Origin of the sequence: Jejuia spongiicola, assembly GCF_023502325.1 — a bacterium.
Classification (GTDB): Bacteria; Bacteroidota; Bacteroidia; order Flavobacteriales; family Flavobacteriaceae; genus Wocania_A; species Wocania_A spongiicola.
In genome coordinates, this window is the sequence record NZ_JAMFLZ010000001.1 from 40,060 (window position 1) to 62,959 (window position 22,900).

22 protein-coding genes are annotated in these 22,900 nt (G+C 29.3%); 7 read left to right on the forward strand and 15 right to left on the reverse strand.

What is annotated here, in order from left to right:
• Positions 1 to 19 precede the first annotated feature (19 nt).
• Entirely contained in the window at positions 20 to 1,039 is a 1,020-nt protein-coding gene (locus M3P09_RS00200) for a glycosyltransferase family 9 protein (RefSeq protein ID WP_249971579.1), read from the reverse strand.
• Positions 1,040 to 1,112: 73 nt separating this feature from the next.
• Complete coding sequence (locus tag M3P09_RS00205) at positions 1,113 to 1,721, reverse strand: DUF4254 domain-containing protein (protein ID WP_249971580.1); 609 nt, start codon at positions 1,719 to 1,721, stop codon at positions 1,113 to 1,115.
• 75 nt (positions 1,722 to 1,796) lie between these two features.
• Here M3P09_RS00205 and upp point away from each other — a divergent pair, with 75 nt between their 5' ends.
• Positions 1,797 to 2,456, forward strand: coding sequence for a uracil phosphoribosyltransferase (gene upp, locus M3P09_RS00210; RefSeq protein ID WP_249971581.1), 660 nt, complete (start codon positions 1,797 to 1,799; stop codon positions 2,454 to 2,456).
• Here upp and M3P09_RS00215 read toward each other — a convergent pair.
• Positions 2,445 to 3,368: a DUF6427 family protein gene (locus M3P09_RS00215; protein WP_099565210.1), complete on the reverse strand. Its 924-nt coding sequence runs from the start codon at positions 3,366 to 3,368 to the stop codon at positions 2,445 to 2,447. The two genes, upp and M3P09_RS00215, sit on opposite strands and share 12 nt — an antisense overlap.
• A gap of 45 nt (positions 3,369 to 3,413) precedes the next feature.
• Here M3P09_RS00215 and M3P09_RS00220 point away from each other — a divergent pair, with 45 nt between their 5' ends.
• Positions 3,414 to 3,653, forward strand: coding sequence for a DUF6341 family protein (locus M3P09_RS00220; protein ID WP_099565209.1), 240 nt, complete (start codon positions 3,414 to 3,416; stop codon positions 3,651 to 3,653).
• Here the strand turns inward: M3P09_RS00220 and purD are convergent.
• Positions 3,648 to 4,919, reverse strand: coding sequence for a phosphoribosylamine--glycine ligase (gene purD, locus M3P09_RS00225; protein WP_249971582.1), 1,272 nt, complete (start codon positions 4,917 to 4,919; stop codon positions 3,648 to 3,650). The two genes, M3P09_RS00220 and purD, sit on opposite strands and share 6 nt — an antisense overlap.
• Before the next feature lie 38 nt (positions 4,920 to 4,957).
• Here purD and M3P09_RS00230 point away from each other — a divergent pair, with 38 nt between their 5' ends.
• Positions 4,958 to 6,319, forward strand: coding sequence for a phenylacetate--CoA ligase family protein (locus M3P09_RS00230; RefSeq protein ID WP_249971583.1), 1,362 nt, complete (start codon positions 4,958 to 4,960; stop codon positions 6,317 to 6,319).
• Here M3P09_RS00230 and M3P09_RS00235 read toward each other — a convergent pair.
• The 6 genes from M3P09_RS00235 to M3P09_RS17465 form a co-directional block, all read right to left on the reverse strand.
• The gene (locus tag M3P09_RS00235) at positions 6,306 to 7,082 is read right to left on the reverse strand and encodes a glycosyltransferase family 2 protein (protein ID WP_284041099.1); all 777 of its coding nucleotides are present in this window, start codon (positions 7,080 to 7,082) and stop codon (positions 6,306 to 6,308) included. The two genes, M3P09_RS00230 and M3P09_RS00235, sit on opposite strands and share 14 nt — an antisense overlap.
• An 8-nt stretch (positions 7,083 to 7,090) precedes the next feature.
• A complete protein-coding gene (locus tag M3P09_RS00240) occupies positions 7,091 to 8,494 on the reverse strand; it encodes an exopolysaccharide biosynthesis polyprenyl glycosylphosphotransferase (RefSeq protein WP_249971585.1) in 1,404 nt (467 codons plus the stop codon).
• Positions 8,494 to 9,480 (reverse strand): UDP-glucuronic acid decarboxylase family protein, encoded by a 987-nt coding sequence (locus M3P09_RS00245; RefSeq protein ID WP_249971586.1) that lies wholly within the window; start codon positions 9,478 to 9,480, stop codon positions 8,494 to 8,496. Before M3P09_RS00245 ends, M3P09_RS00240 begins: the two co-directional genes overlap by 1 nt.
• Positions 9,481 to 9,483: 3 nt before the next feature.
• Positions 9,484 to 10,785: a UDP-glucose dehydrogenase family protein gene (locus M3P09_RS00250; RefSeq protein ID WP_249971587.1), complete on the reverse strand. Its 1,302-nt coding sequence runs from the start codon at positions 10,783 to 10,785 to the stop codon at positions 9,484 to 9,486.
• Positions 10,786 to 10,803: 18 nt separating this feature from the next.
• Positions 10,804 to 12,147: an exopolysaccharide biosynthesis polyprenyl glycosylphosphotransferase gene (locus tag M3P09_RS00255; protein ID WP_249971588.1), complete on the reverse strand. Its 1,344-nt coding sequence runs from the start codon at positions 12,145 to 12,147 to the stop codon at positions 10,804 to 10,806.
• A 594-nt stretch (positions 12,148 to 12,741) separates the two neighbouring features.
• Complete coding sequence (locus M3P09_RS17465; protein ID WP_430886757.1) at positions 12,742 to 13,908, reverse strand: O-antigen ligase family protein; 1,167 nt, start codon at positions 13,906 to 13,908, stop codon at positions 12,742 to 12,744.
• Positions 13,909 to 13,961: 53 nt separating this feature from the next.
• Between M3P09_RS17465 and M3P09_RS00265 the strand changes: the two genes are divergently transcribed.
• The 4 genes from M3P09_RS00265 to M3P09_RS00280 all read left to right on the forward strand — a co-directional run bounded on the left by M3P09_RS00265 (position 13,962) and on the right by M3P09_RS00280 (position 18,041).
• Complete coding sequence (locus M3P09_RS00265; RefSeq protein ID WP_249971590.1) at positions 13,962 to 14,882, forward strand: SDR family oxidoreductase; 921 nt, start codon at positions 13,962 to 13,964, stop codon at positions 14,880 to 14,882.
• Complete coding sequence (locus M3P09_RS00270; protein ID WP_249971591.1) at positions 14,879 to 15,991, forward strand: DUF1972 domain-containing protein; 1,113 nt, start codon at positions 14,879 to 14,881, stop codon at positions 15,989 to 15,991. The genes M3P09_RS00265 and M3P09_RS00270 overlap by 4 nt, the downstream gene beginning before the upstream one ends.
• 56 nt (positions 15,992 to 16,047) lie before the next feature.
• Complete coding sequence (locus tag M3P09_RS00275) at positions 16,048 to 16,773, forward strand: FkbM family methyltransferase (RefSeq protein WP_249971592.1); 726 nt, start codon at positions 16,048 to 16,050, stop codon at positions 16,771 to 16,773.
• Between the two features lie 767 nt (positions 16,774 to 17,540).
• The gene (locus M3P09_RS00280) at positions 17,541 to 18,041 is read left to right on the forward strand and encodes a hypothetical protein (RefSeq protein ID WP_249971593.1); all 501 of its coding nucleotides are present in this window, start codon (positions 17,541 to 17,543) and stop codon (positions 18,039 to 18,041) included.
• A 3-nt stretch (positions 18,042 to 18,044) separates the two neighbouring features.
• Here the strand turns inward: M3P09_RS00280 and M3P09_RS00285 are convergent, their stop codons facing one another.
• From M3P09_RS00285 to M3P09_RS00305, 5 genes are all read right to left on the reverse strand, one after another.
• Positions 18,045 to 18,680: a DNRLRE domain-containing protein gene (locus M3P09_RS00285; RefSeq protein WP_249971594.1), complete on the reverse strand. Its 636-nt coding sequence runs from the start codon at positions 18,678 to 18,680 to the stop codon at positions 18,045 to 18,047.
• The gene (locus M3P09_RS00290) at positions 18,667 to 19,122 is read right to left on the reverse strand and encodes an acyltransferase (protein ID WP_249971595.1); all 456 of its coding nucleotides are present in this window, start codon (positions 19,120 to 19,122) and stop codon (positions 18,667 to 18,669) included. The genes M3P09_RS00285 and M3P09_RS00290 overlap by 14 nt, the downstream gene beginning before the upstream one ends.
• Before the next feature lie 254 nt (positions 19,123 to 19,376).
• The gene (locus tag M3P09_RS00295) at positions 19,377 to 20,534 is read right to left on the reverse strand and encodes a glycosyltransferase (RefSeq protein WP_249971596.1); all 1,158 of its coding nucleotides are present in this window, start codon (positions 20,532 to 20,534) and stop codon (positions 19,377 to 19,379) included.
• A gap of 7 nt (positions 20,535 to 20,541) precedes the next feature.
• On the reverse strand, positions 20,542 to 21,735 hold the full coding sequence (locus M3P09_RS00300) for an oligosaccharide flippase family protein (protein WP_249971597.1): 1,194 nt from the start codon (positions 21,733 to 21,735) through the stop codon (positions 20,542 to 20,544).
• Between the two features lie 121 nt (positions 21,736 to 21,856).
• On the reverse strand, positions 21,857 to 22,696 hold the full coding sequence (locus M3P09_RS00305) for a glycosyltransferase (protein ID WP_249971598.1): 840 nt from the start codon (positions 22,694 to 22,696) through the stop codon (positions 21,857 to 21,859).
• Positions 22,697 to 22,900 lie beyond the last annotated feature (204 nt).

Consider the following 22,900-nt stretch of genomic DNA (forward strand, 5'->3'; position numbering starts at 1 on the left):
CAATTAGAAGTCTACACTTTTAGATAATAGACATAATTTTTTCAACAATTACGTCTGGAGGTATACTTCTTGAAGCTTCTTTATAAAGTTTAGGATATTTGTTTCCATAAACTGACGTTGGAATTTTAGGGTATTGATTTCTATCTGCAAGCAATGCATAATCATCAGGTTGATTAAATGGCATAAAGCCAGCAAACGGATGTGTTACACCCCAAACAGTAACAACTTTAACGCCTAACATTGCAGCAATATGGGCATTTCCAGAATCCATAGAAAGCATTACATCTAAATTAGAAATAATATCCATTTCTTCATCAAGAGAAAGTTTTCCTGCTATATTAACCGTGTTTTCAAATTCATTTTCAAAACCATTTAATAAATCTATTTCGTGAGTTCCTCCACCTAATAAAATGATATTGTGAGCTTTTGAAAGCGACTTAATAACTTCTTTCATTAAGTCTAAGGGGTACATTTTACCTTCGTGAGCAGCGAAAGGAGCAATCCCAATTCGCTTTTTTGATTCATTGCTCAAAATTAATTGAAGCTTCTGGTTTAAAACTGATTTTTTAGGAAATGTAGGTTTTGATAAGTTTAAAGGGAAACCTAATGTTTTAAATACATCAGCATACCGCTGATGTGTGGTTTTTAATTGCTGAAACTTCTCTCCAGAAATTAATACTTTTTTCTCGCCTCTTCCTTTATCAATTTGAATAAATTGCTTTCCAAAAAAAAAGCATTTTAAAATATTACTACGCAATACATTATGCAAATCTGCAACAGCATCAATGTTAGTTTTTTTTAGTTCTCTTGAAAGTGTGTAAAGCCCAAAAACTCCTTTATGCTTCTCTTTAATATCTGCTTCAAATATTGAAACATTTTTTAAATCTCTAAAAAAAGGTTTAAAAAAAGCACGAGTAAGAATTGTTAATTTAACGTCTGGGTATTGCTGTGTAAAAGCTCGTAAAACAGGGACTGACATAGCAACATCTCCCATTGCTGAAAAACGAATGACTAGGATGTGTTTTAGTTTTTTTGGCATCTCAACAAAGTTTGATGAGATCCTGAAACTCACTTCGATTATTTTTAGTACAAGAGTTCAGGATGACAAAGTCTTATTTTTGACTTCTTAAAACAGGATTAAGTTCATCATCATTATACATCTTCATCTGCTTGTAAACTTTCATATACTTATCGCCGTTTTCAATATCACTTAATAGTGTATCTATTGCCGTAGATAAATCAACTCGCTGCTCTAATAAAACATCCAATTTTGTTTGACAAGCTGTTCTATGAGTATCAGAAGCATCTGCTCTAGTAGCCTCTTCATTCATGTGATATACTTTTAAAGCCAAAATAGATAATCTATCAACTCCCCAAGCTGGGCTTTCTGTGTTAATAGTTGCATTGTTTTTTACAACAGTATCTTTGTATTTTTCAAGAAAATAGCTGTCAATATATTCAACCATATCAGTTCTGTCTTGATTAGATGCATCAATTTGACGTTTTAAAGTTAAAGCTGCTACAGGATCAATTTGTGGGTCGCGAATAATGTCTTCGTAATGCCATTGTACAGTATCAATCCAACATTTTCTGTATAATAAATGTTCTAATAAATGAGTGTTTTCATCATAAACATTAGTAAAAGGCTGGTCAACCGTATTTATAATGTGATATTTCTCTATAACGTCTTGAAAAATTTTATTGGCCTTACTTGTAAACATATTGTTATTAATTTTAAAGTGTAAATATACTTCTAAATAATTAACTTTACTATTTCAAAATAACAAAAACCCAAGATGCATATTCATAATTTATCTCAACAAAATTCTGTATTAAATACGTTTATTTCTGAAATACGAGACGTAATAATTCAAAAAGACAGTATGCGTTTTAGACGCAATATTGAGCGTATTGGAGAAATATTGGGTTACGAGATGAGCAAGTCATTAAATTATGAAACCTCAGCAATTGAAACGCCTCTAGCCACTTGTTCTATAGATTTGTTGGATAATGATATTGTTTTGTGTTCTATTTTAAGAGCTGGCGTACCCTTGCATAATGGATTGTTAAACTATTTTGATAATGCTGAAAATGCTTTTATTTCGGCTTATAGGCATCATAAAGAAAACCCTGAAAGTTTTGAAATTATTGTTGAATATTTGGCTTGCCCAAACTTAGAAAACAAAACCTTAATTCTTGCAGACCCCATGCTAGCAACAGGTCAATCTATGGTTGCCACTTTTGAGGCGCTAAAACCTTTTGGCACACCCAAAGAAGTACATTTAGTAAGTGTTATTGGTGCTCAAGAAGGCGTCAATTATGTTAAAAACACCTTTGATGAAAACACGCATTTATGGATTGCTACAATTGATGAAACTTTAAACAACAAAGGTTATATTATTCCTGGACTTGGGGATGCTGGAGATTTGGCTTTTGGTAAAAAGCTACAACAATAAAATCACAAAAGGGGCAATAATAATAATTGAAAGGAACAACTCTTTGAACCATCTTTCTTGAATGATTTCAATATAATTAGCTATTATTATCGCTAATGGTGCAAATAAAAATAAAAACTCACTACCGTTTTTATTTGGCGCAAAAACTATAATTAAAAACCCAATAAGTACCGCAAATAAAACCACATAATAAGATGGCCTTAATACTTTCTTTTTTTGTTTTATGTTTTTTATGTAAAAAATTGATGCCCATACTCCAAAAGAAAATAGCATTGTTATTATAATTAAATATTGAATTGAATTATAGTTGCTAAAATTATAACTCACTTCTGGTAAACTGTCAAATATTTCAAAAAAGCTATCATACCAAATTATAGACAAACAGACTGATATTAAAAAAACAGCTAATAATCCCGTAAAAGGAATAAGCCAATGCTTTATATTATTATCAGTATATAAAAGAAGAGAAATAACAATTAATAAAAAAAACAATATAGCCCAAAAATAAAACAGGGCTGCAATACCAAACCAGAAAGCGGCATCAAACAACTTTTTATTTACGCTTATTTGAGAGCGTAAACTAATTATTCTTCTATAACCTAGTAATACAAAAAAGTTGGCATAAATAATATCTGGGTTACCTACGGTTTGAGGGATAGCTAGCAAAAAAAGGCTATAAAGAACAATTTCATAATTACTTTTTTTTGTTAGGCTATTTTTTCCAACAATGAAACTGAGACCTAAAATAGATACATAACAAACAAAAAACAAAAAAGCCTGTTTTAAAAGAAAAGTAGCTGTAATTGACTCTTCTATACGCTTTATGTTAAGTACAATAAAAGCCAAAAACGTAATAAAAAAAACAATAGTAAAATTTATTGGCTTAGATTTATTAAAAATGCTTGTAATCATTAACTGTTTTTGTATTTTTGTGCTGTAAATATAATACTTATTATAATGAACTATTTTTGGAAAGATTTATGGGAAGCAATTGCTAACTTATTTGTTGATGTACTTTTTGCTCCTTATGATGCCTTAAGAGCATTGGAGTTAGATAACTGGTTTGCGGCAAATGTAGTTTCTTGGATTTTTCTTGTTATTGGTTTTGTTGCCACAATTTATTGGATGAAGCAACTTAGAATATTTGATGCAAACAATGAAGAAGATAAAAGTATCTCTTCGCACTCTTATTTATAAGTCGAAACCAATATCTTTACGATAATACATCTTATCAAAGTGTAGTTTTTCTATATTTTGATAAGATTTTTTTATGGCTTCTTGATAAGTATCTCCGTAAGATGTAATTGCCATAACACGTCCACCAGAAGTGATTATTTTACCGTCTTTTATTTGTGCTCCTGCATGAAATGGGATAGAATCTTTAATAGTATTAGTTCCTGTAATTTCCTTTCCTTTGTCGTAAGCTTCAGGATAACCACCACTTACCAACATAATAGTTGTCGCTGCACGGTCGTCTATTTCAATATTAACAGTATCTAATGTTTGGTTAGACATGGCCCGTAATATTTCAACAAAATCATTCTTTAAACGCGGTAAAACCACTTCGGTTTCAGGGTCGCCCATCCTTACATTATACTCTATCACTTTAGGATCGTCACCAACTTTAATAAGTCCAATAAAAACAAAGCCTACATACGGTAAATTATCTTTCTCAAAACCGGCAATGGTTGGTTTAACAATGCGCTCTTCAATTTTATTAAGAAACTCTTCAGTAGCAAAAGGAACTGGAGAAACAGCTCCCATACCTCCTGTGTTTAATCCTATATCACCTTCACCTATACGTTTATAGTCTTTAGCCGTTGGTAAAATTTTATAGTTTTTTCCATCTGTAAGTACAAAACAACTTAATTCAATACCGTCTAAAAACTCTTCAATAACAACTTTTGTGCTAGCCTCTCCAAATTTGGCATCAATCAACATACTTTTTAATTCAGCTTTTGCTTCATCTAAATTATTAAGAATAACAACGCCTTTTCCGGCTGCTAATCCATCGGCTTTTAAAACATATGGAGGGTTTAAAGTTTCTAAAAAAGTATAGCCTTTTTCTACCGTTTCTTTTGTAAAACTCTCGTAAGCAGCTGTTGGTATATTATGGCGATATAAAAACTCTTTAGCAAATTCTTTACTGCCTTCTAATACTGCTGCTTCCTTTTGAGGACCTATTACCGAAACATGTTTTAAGGTGTCATCATTTAGAAAGTAATCATGAATTCCTTTTACTAAAGGGTCTTCAGGACCAACTACAACCATATCAATTTTTTTATCTAAAACCTGTTCTTTAATAGCTTCAAAATCCGTTACTCCAACATTTATATTAGTTGCTATTTCTGCAGTTCCAGAGTTTCCTGGAGCAACGTAAAGATTTTTACATAATGGGCTTTGAGCAATTTTCCATGCAAAAGTATGTTCTCTTCCGCCAGAACCAAGTACTAAAATATTCATTGTGGTGTAGTTTTTTATAATGCGCAAAAATAAAACTAATGCTACGAATACACGAATATTTTTTATTTACTTTACAAAAATTATCTTTTCTTTTGAAATTATTTGATCTTTCATTAAAACTAAAAGGCTTTCCTATAAAAGAAGCTAAAACTCATTTGAAATTTATTCAAAACAAAAGTGATGCTGACTTTAAATCTTATCAGGAAACTAAAAAACAAGATATTGTTGCTTATCACTTAAAGCACAATTCGTTTTATAAAGCCTTTGCAAAAAGTGCTAGTCCTTTAGATTGGAATAGTATTCCTGTGATGACAAAACACGATTTGCAACAGCCTCTTGCTAATAGACTTTCTAATGGTTTTAATATTAAAAAGGTACACAAACACAAAACTTCAGGGTCTTCTGGTACGCCGTTTATTTTTGCTAAAGACAAGTTTTGCCATGCCCTAACTTGGGCTATTTTTATTGACAGATATAATTGGTATAATATAAACCTCAACACTTCTAAACAAGCCCGTTTTTACGGAATTCCATTAGATAAAAAAGGTTATTTTAAAGAACGGTTTAAAGATGTTTTAAGTAAACGTTATCGGTTTTCAACTTTTAATTTAAGCGATATCCAATTCAATAAAAATTTAGAGAAATTTAAATCTACTCCATTTGATTATATTAATGGCTATACAAGTTCTATTGTTCAATTTGCAAAATATTTAAAGCGTAAAAACAGTATTCTTAATACGGTTTGCCCTTCGCTAAAGGCCTGTATTGTAACTTCCGAAATGCTTTTTGAAGAGGATAGATTGTTGTTAGGAGCACAATTAGGTATTCCTGTTATTAATGAATATGGTGCAGCAGAATTAGGTTTAATTGCTTTTGAAAACACTCAAAAAGAATGGCTAGTTAATACAGAGGATTTATTTATTGAAGTTCTTGATGAAAACAATACCGCTTTACCTTATGGAGAAGAAGGGAGGCTAGTTATAACATCGCTTTACAACAAGGCGCATCCTTTTATTAGATATGATTTGGGCGACATTGGAGTGCTTTCAAAGTCGAGTACTATTGAAAAGCCTATACTTGAAAAACTTGTTGGGCGAAAAAACGATATTATAAAACTCCCTAGTGGTAAAAAAGCTGCTGGTTTAACTTTTTACTATGTTACCAAAACGGTTATTGAAGATGATGCAAATGTAAAAGAGTTTATTATTGAGCAGATAAAACTTGATACATTTAAAATAAGCTATGTGAGTTGTGAAGCGCTTTCTGAGTTTAAAAAACAAACTATTGAAAAAACTATTGAGCGTTATTTAGAGCCTGATTTAACTATTGTTTTTGAATCGAAAGCATCTTTAGATCGTTCCAACAGAGGGAAACTTAAACAGTTTACTAGTTATTTATAGAAACACTTTGTTTAGATTTTACAAAGAAATGTTCTATTAAGAATATTATTAAGTAATAAACTGCCTTTACAGTAGAAAAGCTTAACCCTTTTTTATAAACCCAATAATTGTACTTAATTAAATTTAACTTGTTTGAAGACATAGAATCTTGCCTTACCCTATAAAAGGCTAAAGATTCCTTAATGCCTTTTGCCTCTTTTCCTGATTTTTTTATTGCAGCTAACCATAACAACCAATCTTGTCTTTTACGCAAATTAGGAGAAGTAACTTTACCTAATACCTTTGCATTATATATCCCTGTTAAATTCCCTATATAATTACTTTTTAGCAACTTTTTATAACTCAAAACAGGTAATGCTTCTATCTGAATATTTAAAGGTTTTCCCGCTTCATTTATTTGGTTGTAACTACTATAACATACATAACAATTTTCAGCTTGCATAAAAGCTAGTTGTTTTTCTAATTTCTCAGGTTTCCATAAATCATCTGCATCTAAAAATGCTATATAATCGCCCTGGGCTGCTTCAACACCTTTGTTTCTTGAAATAGCTGTACCTAAATTTGTATTGTTTTTTAAAAGCTTAATATTGGAGTTTTCTTCTGTGAAAGACTGCGCCATTTCTAATGTTTTATCATTAGAGTAATCATCAATTAAAATCAGTTCCCAGTTTTTGTGAGTTTGATTTAAAACAGTAGTTATGGCTTCTGAAACAAAAGCTTCTGAATTATACATTGGCGTAATTATGGAGACTAGACTTTTCAAAATAATTTTTAATATGCTTTTTCTTCTCCTTTTATAATATTTATAGTAGTTTGAAAAATAATCTTTATATCTAATAGTAATGACCAGTTTTCTATATAAAAAATATCATACTTTATACGGTTAACAATATCGGCATCAGACTTTATTTCACCTCTATACCCTTTTGTTTGAGCTAATCCCGTAATTCCTGGCTTTACATGATGTCTAAGAATAAAGCTGTATTTATCTATTTTTTTGGAATAATCATCTGTATATGATACCATATGAGGCCTAGGTCCAACAATGCTCATATCTCCAAAAAAAACATTAATAAATTGAGGCAATTCATCAATATTGGTTTTTCTTAAAAACTTTCCAACTTTAGTTAGCCTGCTGTCATTAGGTTTTACATAAGTCCCTTTAACTTCTTTTGTTGTTTTTAAAGACCTATATTTATAACATTCAAATTCCTTATAATTAATTCCATTCCTTTGATGTTTATAAAACAAAGGGCCTTTAGATTCCAGCTTTAGAATGATAAATAAAATTACAGAAAGCCAAGAAAGAATAAAAATTATTATTAATGTAGAAAATAAAATATCGAACCCCCGCTTAACTAATTTGTTAAACTCGCTATTTAAAGCAACATTTGGAATTGATAAAACTGGTAGATAATTATAATAGTCTACTTCAAAGTATTTATTAAAAAACTTTAGAGTATTAGGAACAAATTTAATATTGTAATGGTTTTTGGTTGCGTGCTTAACAAACTCATTTATCTCCCCAGGTTCTATTCCATCAATATCACAATAAACTTCATCTATATTATTGTTGTTTAAGTATTTAAAGCTGTCTTTTATTGTTCCTATTACATTATTATCATAATCACTAAAAACAGCTTTTAAATTGTAGCCCAATTCTTTATTATTGGTGAAAATTCTTTTAAGTTCTTCTACTGCCGTTCCGCTTCCAACAATAATAACATTTCTCATATTTCCTTTTAAATATAAGCGAACCTTTTTTAAAGCATAAAAACTTAAAACCTTAATAGCTCCTATTGCAATAAGCGAATAAAATAAATATTCTATAACTGTAAAAGCTTGTATATTGATACTTCTAAAAAATCCAATAAAGGCAAAAACACAAAGTAAAAAGGCTAAAAACTGCTTAGCTAAAAGCGATAAAATATTAAGTATTGTAGTAAACCTATATACCTCATAAAACTTTAATAAAAAAGCTAATGGAAGCCAAATAAGTATGGCATAAACTATATAAAGTACGTGCTTGTTATTAAATAATTCAATTGAAAAAAAGTATAAATTCTCATTGTTGAAATTAAATAAATAGATTGCTAAAAAGTTGATTACAAAAAGATCATACACTATTAATACAGGTCTTAATAACCATGAGTATCGACCTCTTTTATAGTGCATTACTTATTAATATAGTTGGAAAAATCTTTATGTTCACTTTTATATAATTGCTCTTTTGATAAGGATTTAAAGTAATCAAAGGTTTTTTTCATGCCTTCTTGTCTTCCAATTTTCGGCTCCCAATTTAATAATTTTTTAGCTAATGAAATATCTGGTTGCCTTTGCATGGGATCATCCACAGGTAATTCTTTATAAATTACTTTTTGCTCTGTTCCTGTCAATTTAATTATTTCTTCAGCAAAATCCTTAATTGTAATTTCATGAGGGTTGCCAATATTTACTGGTTCAGCGTAATCACTTAATAATAATCTATAAATACCCTCTATCTCATCATCTACGTAGCAAAACGATCGAGTTTGCAATCCATCTCCAAAAACCGTCAAATCTTCTCCTCTTAGCGCTTGCCCCATAAATGCAGGAATAACTCTACCATCATTAAGTCTCATTCTTGGCCCATAAGTATTAAATATACGAACTATCCGTGTTTCTAATCCGTGAAATCTATGATATGCCATGGTTATAGATTCTTGAAAACGCTTAGCTTCATCATAAACTCCACGAGGACCAATAGTATTTACATTTCCGTAATAACCTTCAGTTTGTGGGTGTACTAAGGGGTCTCCGTAAACCTCAGATGTTGATGCTATAAGTATTCGTGCATTTTTAGCTTTAGCTAATCCTAATAAATTATGAGTGCCTAGCGAACCCACTTTTAGGGTTTGAATAGGGATCTTTAAATAATCAATTGGGCTTGCTGGAGATGCGAAATGTAAAATGTAATCTAACTTGCCTTCAATTTTAACAAATTGTGTTACATCGTGTTCTATAAATTCGAAATTTGGATTAGGCTCTAAATGATGTAGGTTTTTTTTATCGCCTGTGATAAAATTATCCATTCCAATAACCTTATACCCTTCATAAATAAAGCGGTCACACAAATGTGATCCTAAAAACCCTGCTGCTCCTGTTATTAATACTTTTTTCATACTTTACTTTCTGCCAATTGAACTATAATAAAACCCCTCTTTTCTCATATCTTCCAAATCATAAAGATTTCGACCATCAAAAATTACAGACTGTTTTAAGTTAGCTTTTAATTTTTCAAAATCAGGTGTTCTGAACAAACTCCATTCCGTACAAACAATTAAAGCATCAGCTCCTTTTGTTGCTTCATTTTTATTTAATGAATAAACAATTTTGTCACCAAATCTTCTTTCAACATTTGGCATTGCTTCTGGATCAAAAACTTGGATTTTTGCCCCTCTATTTAACAATTCTTCAATGATATATAATGCAGGAGCTTCTCTTATATCATCAGTTTCGGGTTTAAATGCTAATCCCCAAATAGCAAAAGTCTTTCCGCTAATATCATTATTAAAATACCTTTCAATTCTAGGAATTAAAATTTTCTTTTGTGTTTCATTCACTCTTATTACCGAGTCTAAAATATCAAAATTATATCCTACTTCTTTTCCAGATTTATATAATGCCTTTACATCTTTTGGAAAGCAAGAGCCTCCATACCCAATTCCAGGAAATAAAAAGCGTTTTCCTATTCTAGAATCGGTTCCTATTCCTGCTCTAACTTTATCCACATCGGCTCCAACTTTTTCACAGAAATTGGCTATTTCATTCATAAATGTAATCTTTGTTGCTAAAAAAGAATTAGCAGCATACTTAGTAAGTTCAGCAGACTTTTCATCCATAACTATTACAGGGTTTCCTGAACGAACAAAAGGTTTGTACAGTTTTTGCATTAAGGCAATTGCTTTCTCTGAACTAGACCCTATTACAATGCGTTCTGGCTTCAAAAAATCATCAACGGCAAATCCTTCTCGTAAAAATTCTGGATTTGAAACTACATCAAATTTCACATTCGTTTCTTTAGAAATTACTTCGGTAACTTTTTCTGCCGTCCCTACTGGAACTGTACTCTTATCAATTATAACTTTATAATCTGTTATTAGGCGACCAATATCTTTAGCTGCTCCTAATACATATGACAAATCTGCTGAGCCATCTTCATCTTCTGGAGTTGGTAACGCTAAAAAAATAATGTCACCATGCTCTAATCCTTCTTTTAAAGATGTAGAAAAACTTAACCGATTAGCTTTAATATTTCTTTGAAATAATACATCTAAATGAGGTTCGTAAATTGGGACTAACCCTTCTTGCATTTGCTTTACTTTTTCTTCATTGATGTCAATACATAATACATCATTTCCTGTCTCAGCCAAACATGTTCCGGTTACTAAACCGACATATCCCGTTCCTATTACTGATACTTTCATTCTTTTTTTTAATTATTTTTAATATGCCTTATCTTCTCCTTTAAATACATTTACTATTGTTTGTACAATGATATTTATATCCATTAATAATGACCAGTTCTCTATATAGAAAATATCATATTTTGTTCTATTTACAATATCCTCTCTATTTTCAATCTCTCCTCTATATCCCCTAACTTGTGCCAACCCTGTAACACCCGGTTTAACAAAATGTCTAACCATATACTTAGGGATTTTTGTTCCATAAATTTCGTTCTGCCTCCATAAGTGCGGTCTGGGTCCAACAACTGACATTGATCCAAATAGAACATTAAAAAACTGAGGCAATTCATCAATACTAGTTCTTCTAATAAATTTGCCTACTCTAGTTATCCTAGAATCATTTCTTGTTGCTGACTCTTCAGATCTCGAATTTAAAGTCATAGAACGAAATTTATAGCACCCGAATCCTTTTTCTTTGATACCCGGTCGATTCTGAAGAAAGAAAATAGGTCCTTTGCTTTCCAATACTATAATCAATCCTAATATAGGGATAAGCCAAGAAAGAAGGAAGAATACAATAATTAAAGAAAATATAATGTCAAAAGCACGTTTAGTAATACTTTTTATTGGATCATCTAGAGGGATTTCTCGTAAAGATAATACAGGAACAATGTCATAATAGTTTAACCGTAAATTTTTAGCATATAGTTCTTTATTATCAGGAATAAATTTTAGCGTCTTCATGTTGACATCACAAAATTCAATAAATTCCCTGATTTGATTGTCATCGAGTTCATTAACCGAACAATATATCTCATCTACATGATTTCTCATTATAAAATCAAAACTTTGAGATAAATTTCCAAGTTTATTTGCGTCCTTCTTGTTAGTTAAAAAACCGAGAAATTTATATCCAAACCCTAACTGCTCATTAAAAAATTTCTCCAGCCGTTTTGTACTATGATTTGACCCAACTATAACCACTGTTACATAATTGCTCCCTGTTATTATTCTATACTTTCTAAAAATTATATGCAAAGAGATTCTCCAAAAATTAAACAACCCAAATAGCAAAATTGAAAGTTTCAGAATATCGATATAATCGATATCTGAGTTCCTTACATACAAATAAGAAAAGATTAATAGTATAAATACCGATATTTGCTTAGTAATTAAAGAAACTAATTTTATTATTTTGGTAAATCTATAGACATTGTAAAAGGAATAACAAAAAGATAGGAATAACCAAAAACCAATAAAAAATATTAAATCAACAATATCCTTTGTTAAAAATAAACTAATTAAAAAAGAAATAATTAACAAGTCTAATATATATAACAAAGGCTTTATTAAAATGGAAAATCTTCCTTTAATGTTCATATAATGCTCATATAATAATTTGCCAAATATTTTGAATGGCAAATATAATTATAAAAAATCAATGCTTTTGCTAGCTTTTACGTTTTTCGCCAAATAAACCTCTATGGGTTTGAAATCCATCTTTTTAGCTAAAAAAAGAAATTCTTATTCGACTTTATCATAATATCTAAATATTTTCTGCAAGAATAGCTTACCCTTGTGCATTCGTATTTTCCTAAACCATCTTATCTATTTTTTTGCAGCATACTCTGTAGCAAAAAATCGCAACCAATATTTTTTGCTAAGCAAAAAAAACCTTATATTGATAGGAGATCTCCTCTAACCCTTTATCGCCTAAACACCCTTTTCTATTAAACCTTTTAACTCTTGAGCTATTTAAACCTAGACGCTTTATGAATCTAAGGTAAATTATATAACTTCATCTATTAGTACTGGAGTGGTTTGCTATTTCATTTTAGTAAAGATTAGAAAAATGACAAAGTGTTTTTTCTATACAAAATTCGCTTTAGCTTCACTTTCTTAATATTTAAAGCAACTCAAATATTATAAACATTTATACTTTTAAGGCATTGAAGTCGTATAAATTATAAATACCTACTCAGAAAACTCAAATGGGGAAAACACAAAAACAGTAAGTAGTACTGAGTAAAACATTATACCATATTGTCTTTGAAAAATAGTCTCAGTAATACTAAATAATATCGTGATAATTAAAAAATAACTCATAATTTTTTTTTTGGCTTTGATTGAATATTTAAATAATGAGAATAAACTTGACATATAAACAATTAAACCTAAAAGCCCATTAGTTAACCAAATTTCTAAAAATTGATTATGAGTATTATATCCATCCAAATAAAATTTGAATTCCTTTTGATAGTAACAGTAGTCAAGGTGTTTTTGATAATCTCCTATTGGAATAAAATTCAAATAATTGTTAATTCGTATTTTTTCCAAAACACAATCCCATATAGTAACCCTTGGGTCTGGGCCTGATACTAACGATTTAATTCTGTCTAAAAATGGCTCAAATATTATAAACATTAACAATACTAAAAAGAATAAAATAATTGAATATAAAACAGCATTTCTTGTGTTAAATTTTGAAAAAAAAATTAATACTAAACATATTATTAATGTTATTAAGGCCATTTTTGAAGATAAAAAAATGAAACTTAAAATTAAGACACAGTTTAAAACAATAAAAATGGTTTTAAACTGTGTCTTAATTTTAGAATACAAAAAAATAGAAGAAACTAATACGAATATATTATAGGTAGCTAAATATACATGCTGAGTTGGATATATATAAAACAAATTCTTAGAATCAAAAAAACTATCTTTTTCTAGATAAAAAACAAAACCTTTTACAAGTCCATAAAAATTAACTAAAGAAAAACCTATTAATAACACCCAAAAGAAAGATATAAAGTCTTTCTTTTGGATATTTTCACATGCTAAAATTCCGATAAATGGAACCAGAAAGATAGGAAGCCTTTTAACTAGAATACTTATTGCATTTTCAACATCATATGAAAAAACAAGAGACACTAAGGTAAGCCAAAACGGAACCGATATAATTAAAAAAAACTTAATGTTTTTTTTAGAGAATTTTCTCTTTTCAAACAAAAAAAAAGAAAGCGCAAGTGAAAAAAAAAGAGTTAATGAACTAATGAAAAATGAAAATAAAACAGAACTTAAACTTAATGATAGCAACAAAAATACAACTAAGGAAATTTTTTTTTTATTTATCATCATCATTTAAATTCTAAATCTTAATTTAGCTGACTCAAATATATAAATTTTGTATCTAAATGAGTTTTAAATTATCTAAAAACACTAAAGTTTACATTGCTGGTTGTGGTGGCATGCTTGGAGAAGCAGTATATGAAGCTTTTAAAGAAAAATGTATTGTAAAAGCAACAGATATAAATCTTACAGAACCATGGTTAGAATATGCTGATGTCAGAAATTACACCGACATAAAAGAATCTATCTTGGAATTTGAAGCTGATCTTATTATTAACTTAGCTGCACTTACCGACCTTGAGTATTGTGAAAAAAATCAAGAGGAAACTTGGCTCACAAATGCTCTAGGACCTGAAAATATAGGTCTAATTGCAAATGAGCTTGATATTCCTTTAGTATACATAAGTACCGCAGGAATAGTTGACGGCTTACAAGATGTTTATAATGACTTTGACCAGCCTAACCCCTTAAGTATTTATGCAAAGGCTAAATACCATGGAGAATTATTCACTCAATTTCACGTGAATAAGTTTTATGTTTTTAGAGCCGGATGGATGATGGGTGCTGGGCCTTCAAAAGACAAAAAATTTATTAACAAAATATATAAACAAATTAAAAGCGGTAAAAAAGAACTTTTTGTTGTTGATGATAAACTTGGCACCCCAACTTACACGAAGAGTTTTGCTAAGGGGATCATGCATGTAGTACAATCAGGAATGTATGGTGTGTATAATCAAGTTTGTAATGGGGATTGCAGTAGATATGATGTTGCTAAAGAGTTCATTAACCTTTTAGGCTTAAAAGAAACCATTAAAGTTACTAAAGTAAACTCAGATTATTTTAAAACTGAGTACTTTGCTCCTAGACCATACTCTGAAAAACTTACGAACTTAAAACTTAATAGTAGGGGTCTTAACGTAATGCCTGATTGGAAAGAGGCTTTAGAAGATTATGCTAAGGTATATATTAAAGATTTTAATAATTGAAAATAGCAGTAATAGGTATAAGAGGGCTTCCTGCTAGCTACAGTGGTTTTGAAACTTGTGCAGCTCACACAACTAAAAATTGGGTAAAAAACAATCATGATGTTGTTGTATACTGTAGAAAACACCTTTATAAAAATCAACCCTCTACAACAGAAGAAGGCGTCTGTTTAAAATATCTTCCATCTATTAGAATAAAATCTATAGAGACTTTATCTCATACTCTCTTTTCAATATTACATTTGTGTTTTATAAATAGAAAAATTAAAACTATCCACATTTATAATTGTGGAAATGGAATCTTTATACCTATTCTTAAACTTTTTGGAAAAAGAACTTTTATCTCCGTAGACGGCTTAGAGTGGAAAAGAAAAAAGTGGGGGTTTATTGCAAAATTCATGTATAAACTTGGTGCATTAATGGCAATAAAATTTTCAGATCAAGTTATTGTAGACAATAAGGTTGTGGAAGATTTTTATCATAATAAATTTAATAAAAAAACTACTCTAATTGCCTACGGATCTAAGATTATTACACAAAATATTGTGGGTTCTAAAAAGATTCTAGACAAACTCGAATTATCTCCCAAGAAGTACTTTCTTTTTGTTGGTCGATTCGTAAAAGAAAAAGGTGTTAAAAATTTAATTGAAAGCTATTTTAACTTAAAATCAGAATTGCCATTAGTAATCATAGGAGATGATATAGAGGGAAATGAATATCGTGATTATATCTTCTCTACCTATTCGTCTCACCCTAAAATAAAATTGTTAGGTTACCGGTTTGGTAAGGAATATGAAGCAATTTTACATAATGCATTATTGTATATATCTGCCAGTGAACTTGAAGGTACTTCTCCATCATTATTAGCCGCCATGGGTGCCAATGTATGTACTCTGGTAAATGGGATTGAAGAAAATTTAGCTACCTTAGGGAATTCAGGTACCGTATTTAAAAAGAATGATTACAATAGTCTAACTGAAAAGTGGCAATATTTTATAGATAATCCTTCAGAAATTGAAAACATGGCTCAAATTGGCCATCAACATGTTTTAGACAATTATAGTTGGGAAAACATATCCCAAAGATACATTTCTTTATTCCAAAACTCATAAATACTGGTTTAACGAGTAGGATTTACGTATTTTTATTTCCATAAAACAATATTAGAATGATTGCAAAAATTAAAAAGAAAATTAAAAAGAAAATAATTAGCCTAACTAGACCTGTAGGGCATTTAAAAAGGAATGTCGAATGTCCAAATAAATGGTATGGGGGAGATTATACTGGGTTTTATGTTTGTCCTAATCTTCTAAATAATCAGTCTATTGTATATTCATTTGGTATAGGTGAAGATATTTCTTTTGACAAAGCGATTATAAATAGTCATAAATGTAAAGTTTTTGGTTTTGATCCAACACCTAAATCCATTAATTGGGTAAACGCTCAATCTACCCCTGTTAATTTCAACTTTAACAATTTTGGCATTGGCATAAATACTGAAGACACCCTGTTTTATCTTCCAGCAAATAAAGAGCATGTTTCAGGAAGCCTTAAAAAACATAGTAATGTAACAGATAAAAAAAGTGTTAAGGTGCATATGAAATCTTTTCAAGATATAACTAGTTTATTAGGTCACAAAAAAATTGATTTGCTTAAAATGGATATTGAAGGTGCTGAATATGATGTTATTGAAAGTATTCTGAAAAGTGATGTTGTTATTGATCAAATCTTAATTGAATTTCATGATAGGTTTTTCGATGATAAAACTCCTAAATCTTTAAAATCTGTAAACCTCCTAAGGGCAAAAGGATATGAGATTTTTGCAGTATCTGATTCTTATGAGGAGATCTCTTTTATTAGAAAACATGTTTTAAAAGAGGTTAATAGTATTTAGAATAAAGTGTTTTTATTTTTTTACGATTGCATTATCGCTATTTGTATAGAAAATAAATATTTTTGAACATACTAAATCTGATGAAAAAAATATATTCTTTATTATTGTTTATACTTTGCTTTGTTGCTTCTACCCAGTTGATAGCAAAATATTGGATTCCCTATATTTATTTTGATGATGTGTTATTTTTAATAGTCACCATAATTTCTGTATTAGATTTAATAATTTCAAACAAATTTTCACGTACCTACAGTTATTTAGGTGTATTATTTATAATATTCATTTTAATTTCCTTTATATTCAATTTTTATAGTATTGGTGCTTTTTTTGCTAAAAGTTTTTTTTATGGGAAACCTCTTTTAACTTTTGTATTCGTAAGTTATTTGGCAAACAAATACATGCTCTTAAAATATAAAAAATATCTCTATAACATTTTTATATTTATATGCCTTTTTTCAATATTTGAATTTTATCTTGTTCAGTATATAGACTGGAGCTATATCCACTATTTTGCTTATTCTACTAGATTTGGGCTTTATAGAGTATCTAGCGTTACTTGGCACCCTATCTCTCTAGCATTGTTAGCTTTTTTTTCAATTATTATTGGAAAAGAGGTGTTTAATGACAAACGAAAATGGCCTTATATCCTATTTATATCTTCAATTATGCTCTCGGGCACAAGGTTTGTGATACTTCTGATGTTTATTTATTATGCTTACAGATTTGTTATCAGTAAAAAATTGTTAATCAATAGATATAAGTTACCATTGAAATATTTCTATCTATTCTTCTATCCGATAATTTTTTTAGCCTTATTTGGCTTATCTACTTATATAAATATAAAAGATTACAGTACTTTAAGAAGCATTACTTATAGGTCTGGCATAGAGTTACTAAATGATCCGAAAACACTAATTCTTGGCACAGGAATTGGAAGTTTTGGTTCTGCAGAATCTGTTGTTTATAAATCAGATGTTTATGACAAAATAAATTTCCCGCAACATTATAAAAATATTCTGGCATCTGGAAATAATAGTAAATCAGGAACCGAAAATTTCTTTTTTATGGTCTTGGTTGAATTCGGAGTAATAGGCTTATTTCTTTATTATGCTATTATATTAAAAACCACTAACATTAAACTTACTTACTTCTCTACTTTTTATATTTTAATTATTGTTTCAATTACTTTTGTTTACCCAATAAATGCTTTGCCATTTATGTATTTGGTAAATATATTTTTCCCTTTTGGGAAACTAAAAAATAAATAAAAGCTATTTCTTTACATATACTTTTAATTTAGCAGAATTACAATATATACTTTTGTTTTCCTTACTACAAAAGTGTAGATAGTTTCCTGTCTTTTCTTGTTCAAGTCTTAACAAAAAACCATTAGTTTTTATCAATTTCTTTTTTTTATTTATTACCAACTCACTAATGTTGAATCTAAAATCTTGCTCAAACGTTTTGTGCGCTCCAAAGTATAGCTTTTTCTTTCCTATTTTTGGGTATTTACTCCAATTGATTTTATCTTCACTCCAATTACTTAATACATTTTCAACAATTAACTTTGTGTTTCCTGAATGTCCAGGTTTTTTAATTTTGTACAGCCCAGAATTATCATTAAAAAATAACTGTAGGACCACACTATCAACTTCTACATTTTTTGGTAATTCTTCAAGGTTAAAATCTAATATTGCTCGATTTATATATTTAATTCCGTTAATGGTATCACAAAAAATATTGATTTCTATATGATCCCCATAATTATTTTTGGTTTTAGGGAAGCTTAATACTGCATCGTTACCTCCATTTGAAATATCAAAAGTATACTCTAAATTACCTTTTTTCACACATGAAACGAAAAAAAAAACTAATAGTTTTAATCCTATAGCCCTAAGGTCTGCCATACCCTCTCCTTTTTATCATTTTAGCAGGAACTCCAACCATGACAGAATTTACCTCAGTATCTTTTGTTACTACAGCACCTGAACCAATAACCGAGCCCTCTTTAATTATAACACCTGGCATAATAATAACATTTGCACCTATCCAAACATTATCTTCAATAACTGTTTTAAACCTGGTTTCACCTTGACACTTAATAGGGATGTTTAAGTCATCGAAATTATGGTTTTCAGATAAAACGGTTACTCTTGGTCCGAAAATCACATTATTTCCTATTAAAACCTCTCCCCTTACTCCAATAAAGCAAAAATGATTAATTGCAACATCATTACCAATAACCAGCTTATTCCCTGGAGCTCGAAGAACCCCAGTACACTCAATAATAGCGAAATCGCCTAACATAAAATTGTCTCCTATTTCTACGCCATGAATACTCAAAGCCATTATTTTACTATAACGCCCTAACGTCAAATTTTTGCCACATTTAACTTTGTGTTTAAAACAAATTTTTGAACCCTTCTTTGCAAACAAAAGGCCTTTGTATCTCGCTCTAAATTTAAACTTTAGGAAGCCTCTTATTATTTCTATAAACTTACTGTTGAATATTTCATAAAGTTCTATAAATGGAAAACTATAAGATAAATTATATTCTTCTTTTTTTATTTTAGAAATAATCCATGAAATCATAATTATCTATACTAATTTAAAATATCCTTATATATATTTAACAATTTGTTTAAATGAACCTTTTCTCCATAATTATCTTGATAGTGGCTTATGATCTTTTTTGATTCAAAATGATATGGTTTACTTAGAATTTTTTTTAAACTATTTATTGCATTTGCGTCATAAAAATCAAGTAAATACCCAGTATCTTCTGTTACCATTTCTTTTAGTCCACTATGATTAGAGGTTATAACAGGGGTCCCAACCATATATGATTCAACTAATGTCATTGGGCAATTTTCATACCAAAAAGAAGGGTGAATAGTAAATTTAGCATTGCTTATGTACTCAAAGAGCTCATCTCCATACTTAGGCCCTAAAAACTCAATATTTTCATACCCTGGGGAGCTTATGTCTCCTTTACCAATAACTTTTAATTTTAAGTCAATATGCTTGAATATTTCAAAAAGCTTATGTAGACCTTTCTCTATAGAGAGCCTTCCAAAAAATAAAATATAATCTTCTTTTCTGCTTTTATAATTTAGATTTTTATTTTCAACACAATTAGGAAGAACAATTATATTTTTTTTAATTACTGGCTGTATAAGGTTTTTAAAAAATTTACTAGGGCTTATAAATGCGTCTATATTCTTATTATAAATGTTTAATAAATTATGGTTAAGATAAGATTCAAAGCTTCCTATAACACTTTTCGAAAATGATCCGTCAAAACATTTATTTAAAGGCGCATTATAATATTTCTTATTTAAACATTTAGTACAAACCTCATTTTTATGTGGAATATATAGTCTATGATTTGGGCATACTAATTGAGAATCGTGTATGGTATGTACAACTTTAATCCCTCTTTTCTTGATTTCTGATAAAATCGATGGTGTCAACTGAAAATTATAATTATGTATATGAACAATATCAGGTTTGAATTCATCCAGTATAATTGCCAATCTTCTTCTGTTTTGTTTAGAATATATTACATTTACAGATTCTTTTAATTTGGATTTAAAGTCTTTTGTTGTATTGAAGTCGATTCCTCTGGCAAAACAATTATATGTATCTATTGCTTTATTGTTTTTATCTTCCATTCCCCAAAACTCTACTTCAATTCCGTTTTCAGTAAGAGCCCTTGCTAAATTAAACATATATGTTTCTGCTCCTCCTACAATTTTCATGTATTTATTAACCTGCAGTACTCTCATTATTCCATTTAAATTTATGTATTCCGAATATTAATAAAAAAGTAATTATCTCAAATGAGCTAAAGACTATTGCTGCAAAATAAAGACTTCTTGCTGTCAAGACAAAATATATAACTATTTTTAAACAAAATACTATTCCAAAAGCAATAACGGTTTGTAAAGTTCTATTTCTATAGTTATTATAGAATAGCTTTAACTGATATCCAGCATAGAATGGCAACGCTAAAGCCATTATTGCAAGCACTAGAGCTCCTGGTTTATAATCAATAGGATAAATAATAGTATAAATACCCCTTAAGTATTTGAAATAAACGGTTACTAAAATTAAATTGCTAATTAAAAAGAATAAAAAATATTTTAATTTTAACTTGTTAAATAAGGATTTAAGGTTTGCAGTAATGAAAGCTAAAAAAAACAATGTCACTGCACTATATAAATTGTAGGCTGAAGAAAAATACGCTACGTCCTTGAAGTCCAAATGTTTTTCTAAAAAGAAAATGTCCATTCGACCAATCCCAATCTGAAAAAATTGATAAAAGAAATATTGTTTAGTTTTTCCTAGTAAAGCTATGTGTTTTTTAAAAGGAGGAATAAAAATTTTAAAATTGAGTTTTTTTAGGTTAATAACAAGAAATATTATTGTAAGAACTAAGCCAATTATACTAAAACCAATACAAATACCTAATAAAGAAATTTCGATATTAAAGGCATATAAAATAACCATTAATATTAGCCTAGCTATAGGCTCTGAGCTTACAAGAATAATATCATTTTTACTTTGCTCAAAACCTCTAAAAATATTTTGCAAAAACTTTACGAATCCTGTATTAAGAAAAAAGAAAGTAACTAAAAATGTTATTAAAATTGAATTAGAGCTTCCAATAAAAAAGAATGGTACAACAAGAAGAACAAACAATGATTGAAACAATCTCGAGTTTATAGATAAATTCAATACCGATGTTTCTCGTTTTACAGCATTATTAAATGTAAACCACCCAACACCCATATCTGCAAAAATGGTAAACCAACTTGCTATCGCTATAGAAAAACTATATACACCATAATCTTCAGTAGAAATTATTCTAGTCAATAAAATAATTACCAAAAAGGAAATGACCTTTGCACCTACCTCAAAGAATGGTACAAGAATACGAGAAACATTAATTGTTTTCAATTTCATTAATTATCATAAATTCTACATTTTTTATCCAGAAAATTAAATTCGTTTTTTAACAAACGTTCTACTATTTAATAAATTAATTATTGCTGTAAGGTAGATAATTATTAAATGATTCTTATTCCAAATGACTAATCAGTCTTTCTATCCATTGTTCTGAAGAAACTTTAAGCACATAATTTTTATACGATTTTCGATTTATATTCTTTAATGTCTTAAGTTTATCGTAGATCTCTTCGGTAGAATTCAATATAAAATTGTCATCATCAATATAATCCGATTCTGTACCATCAGCTCCTCTAATACACAATACTGGTAAACCATAAAGTAAGGATTGCAATATTCCTAAACCTCCATCCCCTGGAAGCACAAATAAGTCGCTTTCAAAATAAAAGTTTTTAAGCATTTCTTTATCATAAATCGGGCCATGAAATACAATTTCCTGATTGTAGTATTGATTTCTTAAATATTCAAGTTGATTACCTTCCCCTATAATATTAAGAACGAACTTTCTAGGTCCCGACAATTCATTAAGTTTGGTAACATATTTTATTAATTCCTCTACTTTTTTTCGTTTTTCTACAACACCAACATATAATAAGCGAACCTGAGTATCCTCAAAATTATAACTATCAATACTGCTATTCGCCTCGTTTTGGATAGACTCAAAATAGTTTGTATTTATAGTATTTAAATTTGTGAAACAATTTTTTGCTCCCATATAATTTTTAAGATATACCTCTCCCATAGAAGAGTATGCCATCTGGATTTGAGTTAATTTAACGAAAGGTTTAAGTATTGCATCTATTAATTTGCGCCGTTTTGTTCTTACAGCTCTAGAATATCCTGGATCCCACCAAATCATCTTTTTTCCAAATAATCTAGAAATGGGTACTAGGTAACAGTTATTTATAAGATTAGTTACTCCTTCAAGTAAAAGTACATCGTATTTGAACATTTTAAATACCACTTGTGGATATAAAAAAAATGAAGTCCCTCGTGACTCACCCGTATAGGATATCTTCAATGAAGATAATTCATAAATCTTTAAATTCTCATACTTTTTTAAATAGGTCTGATAAGAAACTAATTTAAGAGTTCCTTTTTCTTCACCTTTTGATGTAACGATTCCAACTTCCTCAAATTCTTGGCATAACTCTAC

Bases quoted from the DNA above. Each gene is read 5' to 3' on its own strand.
- M3P09_RS00200 (WP_249971579.1), bottom strand. From the start codon at position 1,039: ATGCCAAAAAAACTAAAACACATCCTAGTCATTCGTTTTTCAGCAATG.
- M3P09_RS00205 (WP_249971580.1), bottom strand. From the start codon at position 1,721: ATGTTTACAAGTAAGGCCAATAAAATTTTTCAAGACGTTATAGAGAAA.
- upp (WP_249971581.1), top strand. From the start codon at position 1,797: ATGCATATTCATAATTTATCTCAACAAAATTCTGTATTAAATACGTTT.
- M3P09_RS00215 (WP_099565210.1), bottom strand. From the start codon at position 3,368: ATGATTACAAGCATTTTTAATAAATCTAAGCCAATAAATTTTACTATT.
- M3P09_RS00220 (WP_099565209.1), top strand. From the start codon at position 3,414: ATGAACTATTTTTGGAAAGATTTATGGGAAGCAATTGCTAACTTATTT.
- purD (WP_249971582.1), bottom strand. From the start codon at position 4,919: ATGAATATTTTAGTACTTGGTTCTGGCGGAAGAGAACATACTTTTGCA.
- M3P09_RS00230 (WP_249971583.1), top strand. From the start codon at position 4,958: ATGCTACGAATACACGAATATTTTTTATTTACTTTACAAAAATTATCT.
- M3P09_RS00240 (WP_249971585.1), bottom strand. From the start codon at position 8,494: ATGCACTATAAAAGAGGTCGATACTCATGGTTATTAAGACCTGTATTA.
- M3P09_RS00245 (WP_249971586.1), bottom strand. From the start codon at position 9,480: ATGAAAAAAGTATTAATAACAGGAGCAGCAGGGTTTTTAGGATCACAT.
- M3P09_RS00250 (WP_249971587.1), bottom strand. From the start codon at position 10,785: ATGAAAGTATCAGTAATAGGAACGGGATATGTCGGTTTAGTAACCGGA.
- M3P09_RS00255 (WP_249971588.1), bottom strand. From the start codon at position 12,147: ATGAACATTAAAGGAAGATTTTCCATTTTAATAAAGCCTTTGTTATAT.
- M3P09_RS17465 (WP_430886757.1), bottom strand. From the start codon at position 13,908: ATGATGATGATAAATAAAAAAAAAATTTCCTTAGTTGTATTTTTGTTG.
- M3P09_RS00265 (WP_249971590.1), top strand. From the start codon at position 13,962: ATGAGTTTTAAATTATCTAAAAACACTAAAGTTTACATTGCTGGTTGT.
- M3P09_RS00275 (WP_249971592.1), top strand. From the start codon at position 16,048: ATGATTGCAAAAATTAAAAAGAAAATTAAAAAGAAAATAATTAGCCTA.
- M3P09_RS00285 (WP_249971594.1), bottom strand. From the start codon at position 18,680: ATGGCAGACCTTAGGGCTATAGGATTAAAACTATTAGTTTTTTTTTTC.
- M3P09_RS00290 (WP_249971595.1), bottom strand. From the start codon at position 19,122: ATGGCTTTGAGTATTCATGGCGTAGAAATAGGAGACAATTTTATGTTA.
- M3P09_RS00295 (WP_249971596.1), bottom strand. From the start codon at position 20,534: ATGAAAATTGTAGGAGGAGCAGAAACATATATGTTTAATTTAGCAAGG.
- M3P09_RS00305 (WP_249971598.1), bottom strand. From the start codon at position 22,696: ATGTTCAAATACGATGTACTTTTACTTGAAGGAGTAACTAATCTTATA.